Source organism: Arcicella sp. LKC2W, from assembly GCF_034931005.1.
GTDB lineage: Bacteria > Bacteroidota > Bacteroidia > Cytophagales > Spirosomataceae > Arcicella.
In genome coordinates, this window is the sequence record NZ_JAYGIN010000029.1 from 69,162 (window position 1) to 75,855 (window position 6,694).

Sequence of the window (6,694 nt, forward strand, 5' to 3'; positions counted from 1 at the left end):
TAGAATAAATCCAAATAAATCAACTTGATTCAAATCTCAAAAAATAGAAAATCATTTAAAAAGGTTTAGCAATAAGCACTCTACTATTTAGAATAATTCCAAATAAAAGATGATTTTATTTGGAATTATTCTAAATAGTAGCAAACTTTGCATCACATATTCAAGTAGGCAATTGTCTTGTTAAGCATTTCAAAATTACGGTAGAAACCTAACCAATAAAGAGTATTCAAAGGTTTCAACCTTCGAAATACAAAGCACTGTCACATAATGGCAGTATTACATTCAAATTTTAATTAAAGTATTTATGAAATTTCTATTTACAAGTTTATTAATCACAATAAGTCTTATGGGTTTTGCCCAAAAGACTCAGTTATCGGGAGATGTTTCTGATTCAAAAAATACAAAACTGGCAGGTATCAATATCATTCTCAAAGGTACAAAATGGGGCACCACAACGAATCAAGACGGTTTTTTCTCAATTGCGAATCTCAAAGAAGGAGAATATGTTTTACAGGCTTCGGGAATTGGCTACGAGACACTCAGCCAAAAAGTAAAAATTAGCGATGGCAATAATTCACTAACTATTCAATTAAAAGAAGCCTCGACAGAACTCCAAACGGTTGAAATAACAGGAAGAAAAGAAACCGAATATAAAAACAACGCTACTTTTATAGGTTCTAAATCGGCAACGGCTTTAAAAGATTTACCTCAATCAATCAGCTATGTAACCAAAGAGTTAATTCAAGACCAAGCAGCTTTTCGGGTGAATGATGTCGTTAAAAACATGAGTGGGGTTAGTCAATTTACCTTTTATAATGACCTCACCATCAGAGGGCATCGAGTAAGTGGAAATGATAATTATTCGATGTTAGTCAACGGAATGCGTGCATTTACGAGTTTCTGGAAACAGCAATTGATACCCCATATTGAACGAGTTGAAGTCATTAAAGGCCCTTCCTCTGCCCTATTCGGAAATGCTGCCGCTGGAGGTTCGTTAAACCGTGTTACCAAAAAACCGTTGGACGAAAAACGTCAATCTTTCAATATCTCGATGGGAAGCTTTGCTAATTTCAGAACTACCGCAGATTTCACTGGACCAATGAACGAGGAAAAAACTTTGTTATATCGTCTAAACGTAGGTTACGAAAATTCAGGGTCATTTCGTGACCTACAATTTGAAAAAAATTACATCATTGCACCCTCTTTCTCGTTTTTACCCAACCATAAAACCCGTATAAACTTTGATATTGTACTACAAAATGGCGACTCTCGTTTGGATAGAGGGCAATCTGTTTTGGGAACAGGGGATTTGTATTCTACCCCAATTTCAAAATCATTAAACCGTACAAATGATTATTTGAAAGAGAACGTATATAATGCTACGGTATCATTAAATCATAAGTTTTCTAATCGGATTAGCTTCAATACATCCTTTATGAGGACTTCGTACGATGAAGATTTATTAGAACATCGTTCTGCTAATACCTATGCCAAAGATGCTGCGGGTAAACTGATTGATTCGCAGGTTGAAATGCAGGTGTTTATCCGTAAAAGAACTTTCAATGTAGATAATATTTCCAATTATTTTAACATAAATGTTGATTTAGGGGAAACCGCTCATAAACTCGTTATCGGGTACGATTACGCTCAGGAAGTTTTAGCGGCTGGTGGCTCACAACTTACCGCCCGAGGCTACAGAAATGCCACCAATACAGGAAGCATCAATACGTATGATGCTACAAAAAAAGCTAATTATCTGTTAGATGCCGCTGGAAACCCTGTTCCTAATGTTGCTCATTATGATTTGAAGGCTACTAATCCGTATTTTTTGGCTGATATGAGCAAGTATTTCTATCAACGAACAGACTACCCATCAACTTTTTATTCCACTCAAGGAATTTATTTACAAGACCAAATAACCTATAAAAAACTACAAGTATTGTTGGGTTTACGTCAGGATTATTTTACCGATTTAGAAAATTATACTACTTCGACCGAGAATAAAGTAACCCAAAAAGCCCTTATTCCAAGAGTGGGATTGGTCTATACGCTCAATAATCACATCAATGCGTATGGAACTTTTGTAAAAGGGTATCAACCACAGACCTCAACAGCGGTTTCAAATGTGAATGCTGGTGGACCATTTGACCCACTTTATAGCACGCTTTACGAAGTTGGAACAAAAACAGATTGGTTCGATAAACGTTTAACTGCCAATGTATCCATTTATCAACTAACCGTAGATGGAGCCTTGTATAATGCTGGTATAAGCGGACAACCTGATTTGTTGACGCAAGTAGGACGAGAAGTTTCAAAAGGAATTGAATTTGATATTATTGGACAATTAGCAACCAACTGGAATTTAATCGTCAATTATTCTTACAATGATGCGACGTTTACCCAAAGTAAAGACGAAACGTTAATTGGTCGTCAAAAACCAAATGCCCCCAAACATCAAGGTAATATTTGGACAAAATATGTCATCAGTAAAGGAAATTTAAGCGGTTTGGGCATAGGCTTAGGTACAAACTTCGCAACCGAACGTTTGGGGTCTATCGTGGCAGCGGGTGCAGCACCGCAAGCAATTCCAGCCTATCAATTGTTAACAGGGGCTATTTATTATAAAGTAGGCAAATGTCAGCTTCAACTAAATGCCAATAACCTGAGTAACACGACATACTGGGTAGGAGGATACGATAAAATCAGAATGTTTCCAGGCTCTCCACGTACTTGGATGTTGAGTATTAATTATGCCATTTAGGATGAAAAATATCAAAAAAATCATTGGACAAATACACCTTTGGTTGGGCTTAGCATCGGGTTTAATCGTGTTTGTGGTATCCATTACAGGAGCTTTATATGCTTTCCAAGAGGAATTTGATGATTTTACAAAATCAGAATTTCTCTATGTAAACGATTTGGGTAATCACGCACGACTGCCACCAAGTGTATTATTAGCGAGTTTCAAAAAGGCATATCCTAAAGAAAAAGTGAGTCAGGTAAGAATCAAAAAAGTACCCAGTAATAGTGCTGTTTTGATAATCACCCAAAAGCGAAAAGGCATTGCGATGAATCCATTTACGGGTAAAATTCATGGAGAAAAACGTATGGATAGGGATTTTATGATGATTGTCGTACAATTACATATCAATTTATTATTGGGTGAAGTCGGTGAAGAAATCATTAAATGGAATACGCTTGTCTTTTTTGTGATGCTCCTTTCTGGGTTTTATTTATGGTTTCCTTCCAAAAAGAATCAGTTAAAGTCTGCTTTTAAAATGAAATGGAACGCCACCCAAAAACGAATTAATTACGACTTACATAATGTTTGGGGATTCTATTTTCTATGGATTTTATTGCCCATTACTTTCACAGGATTATTTTGGGTATTTGAAAGTATCCCAGAAACGATTTATAAGTTGAATAGCGTACCGATGACCTATAAGAAAAAAGTAAATTCGGTTTATGCTCCCGATAATCAGAAAGTCTCGTTAGATTCTCTTTTTGACGTGGCAACGTCTTACGGAGCATATATCTCTGCGAATATTCAACTACCCAAAGACAGTGTTGGGACATACCGTTTTGTCATGCGTTATCCCTATCAATGGGTTCGCAAACAAAACACCCTCGTTTTTGACCAATACAAAGGAACATTACTGAGTCAGGATTTATACAAAAATTATGCTCTTGCAGATAAAATCAGAATGTCCAATTTTGACTTACATACAGGCAGAATGTTTGGTTTTGGAGGTAAAATATTAGCCTTATTAGCAGGACTCTTTGGAGCAAGTTTACCAATCACAGGGTTTTACATTTGGTGGGGCAAACGCAAAAAAGCAACTAAAAAAGTAATGAAAACAACAACCTTAGTTGGTCAAGTAAGTACAATGACGAATTAAGAATTATGAATATCATAAGCTTGATTATCAATGACTTGCGGTATTTTAAAATAGTGTTATATTTTGTCCTAATATTTACAATATGAAAAATAGGAATGTTAGTGATTGCAGTAATGCTAACACTTTATCAATGACATCAAAATTCTATGAATTAATGTGTTGTAAGTATTAATGAATAAAATGATGGGAGTTTTGTGGATTGGGTTCTATTTTAGAAATATTAGACTTATGTTTATCAATATTAAATCGTAAATTTAGATCTAATATTGATAAACATGAGCCAACTAACTTTTCCCGAAAAAACCATTTTCATCTGCGATGGAAGCAAATGCAGCAAACATAAAGAGCTTCGTAAGATTTTTAAAGAGTCTATTAAAAATTACGGACTAAAGGATACCGTTGAAATCGTCAAAATTGAGTGTACAGACCGTTGTAAGCACGCTCCAGTAATGTGTTTTCAACCTCAGAATAAATGGCTGACCGATGTTTCTATGTGGGAAGCTGATAAAATTTTCAAAGAAATGGTACTGGATTAATCACAAAAAAAGCCTTCTCAATTAAATTGAGAAGGCTTTTTATTTATCATTCATTGTTACTCTTCTTGTCCAATTTTGGCGATTTCTTTGTCTAAAACAAATTTTCCTGAGCCTGTCTCGTCAATTAATTCTATCAATTCTAAAGCACGACGAGCGTTTTTCTCTTCTTCACGTTGTTCTTTCACAAACCACATCAAAAACTCTTCGGTTGCATAATCTTGAGCTTCACGTGATTTTGTTACTATTTTATTAATCGACAAAGTAACGGTTATTTCACTCTGTAAAGCTAATTCGAAAATGTCTTTAAACATTCCAAATTCTTGTTGAACTTCCCCTAAAATAGGAGTTATTGCCGTTCCACCTACTTCGTTGATATATTTAAAAATCTTCAAAAAATGTTCTCTTTCTTCTTCTGCTTGTTTGTACATATACTCGGCAGATTTTTCATAACCATTGCGGTCTAACCACGAAGCCATTGCCAAATATTTCTGAGAAGCTTCTGCTTCCAATTTAGCTTGAGCGTTCAAAGCTATTTCTATTTCTTCTTTTAGAGAAGTACGGAGGCGAACCAAGTCTTTCATCATCAGTATTGTTTGTTAATATTTTTACAATACTACTATGGAACTGATAAAAAAATCCAGCTTTGGAGATTTTTTTTTGAAATTTGAACTGATTCTAAAAAAGGATATTTATGCGAAAGCCCCTTCTCCTAAAACTTCAAAAAGCATTGAGGTTACATGAAGAGAGAACTTTGTGCCGTCTAATAAATCTCTGAGTTGTACGATTTCGCAGAGCGTTAACTGAGACGAAAACCCATTTTGAGGAGCTTCAATTAATTCAAAATCATAATCATCTGAAAGATTAAAAATCATTTCGTGAATATCTACTTTATTTACTTTTCTTCGAAAATTTAAAAAATCTTGAATCTTAAAAGCAGTCAACGTATCACCAAATTTCATATAAATTCGATTGGTAATATCACATTGCCAAGTAATACCTTTCTGGTTTTGGTACAATTCTGCTAAATGTTTTTCCGCTAAATTCATCTAATAATACAATTTTATTTTCTCATTTTTCATACAAATATAAAAGATGGAAAATGAAGTTCAAAGAGTTATTTAAAATAAGTCTAAATAAAATTTGTTCTCTATTTAGAATTGGTCTAAATTTGTGCAAGAACTTTAAACTAATACAAATGCTTCATGGTGAGGCAACAACAAAATTTGCTAAAAATGAAAAAGATTTTCTATACAACTCTAACCTGTGCAGCACTATTTACGGCTTGTAAATCGGATGATGCTACACCCGCAACGACTCAAAGAGATGTCGTTTTAAATTATGCTACTATCGTATCTGCTTCTTATTCAGATGCCATTACGGGTGTTCAAGCATTGAAAACGGCTGTGGATGCTTTTGTAAAAGCTCCGTCAGCAACAGGTTTGGCAGCGTGTCAAAAAGCATGGATTGATGCTCGCCCTGCATATTTACAAACAGAAGCCTATCGCTTTTATGATGGGCCTATTGATGCCGAACCTGCTGGTTTAGAGGGCTTAATCAACTCTTGGCCTTTAGATGAAGCCTATATTGACTATGTGGAAGGCGATGCCAACGCTGGAATGATTAATAATGTTACTAAATATCCTACACTCACCAAAGATATTATTTTTGCAGAAAATGGGTCTGAAGGTGAAACTGATGTACGTGTAGGGTATCATGCCATTGAGTTTTTGTTGTGGGGACAAGATTTTTATGCTACTTCGGCAGGAAAAAGAACTTTCACCGATTATACTACTGCTAAAAATGCGGCTCGCAGAGCTACGTATTTACAAGTTGTTACAAATGCCTTGATTGAATCGTTGCAGGCAGTAGCCACACAATGGGACAATAAAACGGGAACTTATTATGCTCAGTTTACAAAAGCAGGCAACGAAACAACGGCTCTTACAAGCGTACTTTTAGGTTTGGGTAAATTGACAAAAGGAGAACTTTCGGGCGAGAGAATGACTGTTGTTTTAGCTTCTGGCGACCAAGAAGATGAGCATTCTTGCTTTTCTGACAATACGCACAACGATTTTATTTATGACCAATTAGGTATTTATAACGTTTACTTGGGACGTTACAAAAAAACCGATGGTACTACCAATGTCGTTTAGTTAAGGGAAATTACAGCCTTTTATAGTTCATGAAATACTTTTTTTTTGGCTTGTGATTTCTGGGTAAACTTCGATTGGGTCTTATGATTTCTCGTGTTTTAGCTAC

6 protein-coding genes are annotated in these 6,694 nt (G+C 35.3%); 4 read left to right on the plus strand and 2 right to left on the minus strand.

Annotation, left to right across the window (positions count from 1 at the left end; genetic code table 11):
• Positions 1–304 precede the first annotated feature (304 nt).
• From VB796_RS20810 to VB796_RS20820, 3 genes are all read left to right on the plus strand, one after another.
• Entirely contained in the window at positions 305–2,761 is a 2,457-nt protein-coding gene (locus VB796_RS20810; protein ID WP_323348512.1) for a TonB-dependent receptor, read from the plus strand.
• Between the two features lies 1 nt (position 2,762).
• Positions 2,763–3,899 (plus strand): PepSY-associated TM helix domain-containing protein, encoded by a 1,137-nt coding sequence (locus tag VB796_RS20815; protein WP_323348513.1) that lies wholly within the window; start codon positions 2,763–2,765, stop codon positions 3,897–3,899.
• Positions 3,900–4,174: 275 nt separating this feature from the next.
• On the plus strand, positions 4,175–4,435 hold the full coding sequence (locus VB796_RS20820; RefSeq protein ID WP_323348514.1) for a (2Fe-2S) ferredoxin domain-containing protein: 261 nt from the start codon (positions 4,175–4,177) through the stop codon (positions 4,433–4,435).
• A gap of 56 nt (positions 4,436–4,491) precedes the next feature.
• Here the strand turns inward: VB796_RS20820 and VB796_RS20825 are convergent, their stop codons facing one another.
• Positions 4,492–5,016 carry a ferritin gene (locus tag VB796_RS20825; RefSeq protein WP_323348518.1) on the minus strand — a complete coding sequence of 175 codons (525 nt, stop codon included), beginning with the start codon at positions 5,014–5,016 and terminating at the stop codon, positions 4,492–4,494.
• 108 nt (positions 5,017–5,124) lie between these two features.
• Positions 5,125–5,481, minus strand: a complete 357-nt coding sequence (locus tag VB796_RS20830; protein WP_323348515.1) for a hypothetical protein — start codon at positions 5,479–5,481, stop codon at positions 5,125–5,127.
• 186 nt (positions 5,482–5,667) lie between these two features.
• On the opposite strand from VB796_RS20830, the gene VB796_RS20835 reads away from it, so the two are divergent.
• Entirely contained in the window at positions 5,668–6,588 is a 921-nt protein-coding gene (locus tag VB796_RS20835; protein ID WP_323348516.1) for an imelysin family protein, read from the plus strand.
• Positions 6,589–6,694: the final 106 nt, after the last annotated feature.

Bases quoted from the DNA above. Each gene is read 5' to 3' on its own strand.
- VB796_RS20810 (WP_323348512.1), top strand. From the start codon at position 305: ATGAAATTTCTATTTACAAGTTTATTAATCACAATAAGTCTTATGGGT.
- VB796_RS20815 (WP_323348513.1), top strand. From the start codon at position 2,763: ATGAAAAATATCAAAAAAATCATTGGACAAATACACCTTTGGTTGGGC.
- VB796_RS20820 (WP_323348514.1), top strand. From the start codon at position 4,175: ATGAGCCAACTAACTTTTCCCGAAAAAACCATTTTCATCTGCGATGGA.
- VB796_RS20825 (WP_323348518.1), bottom strand. From the start codon at position 5,016: ATGAAAGACTTGGTTCGCCTCCGTACTTCTCTAAAAGAAGAAATAGAA.
- VB796_RS20830 (WP_323348515.1), bottom strand. From the start codon at position 5,481: ATGAATTTAGCGGAAAAACATTTAGCAGAATTGTACCAAAACCAGAAA.
- VB796_RS20835 (WP_323348516.1), top strand. From the start codon at position 5,668: ATGAAAAAGATTTTCTATACAACTCTAACCTGTGCAGCACTATTTACG.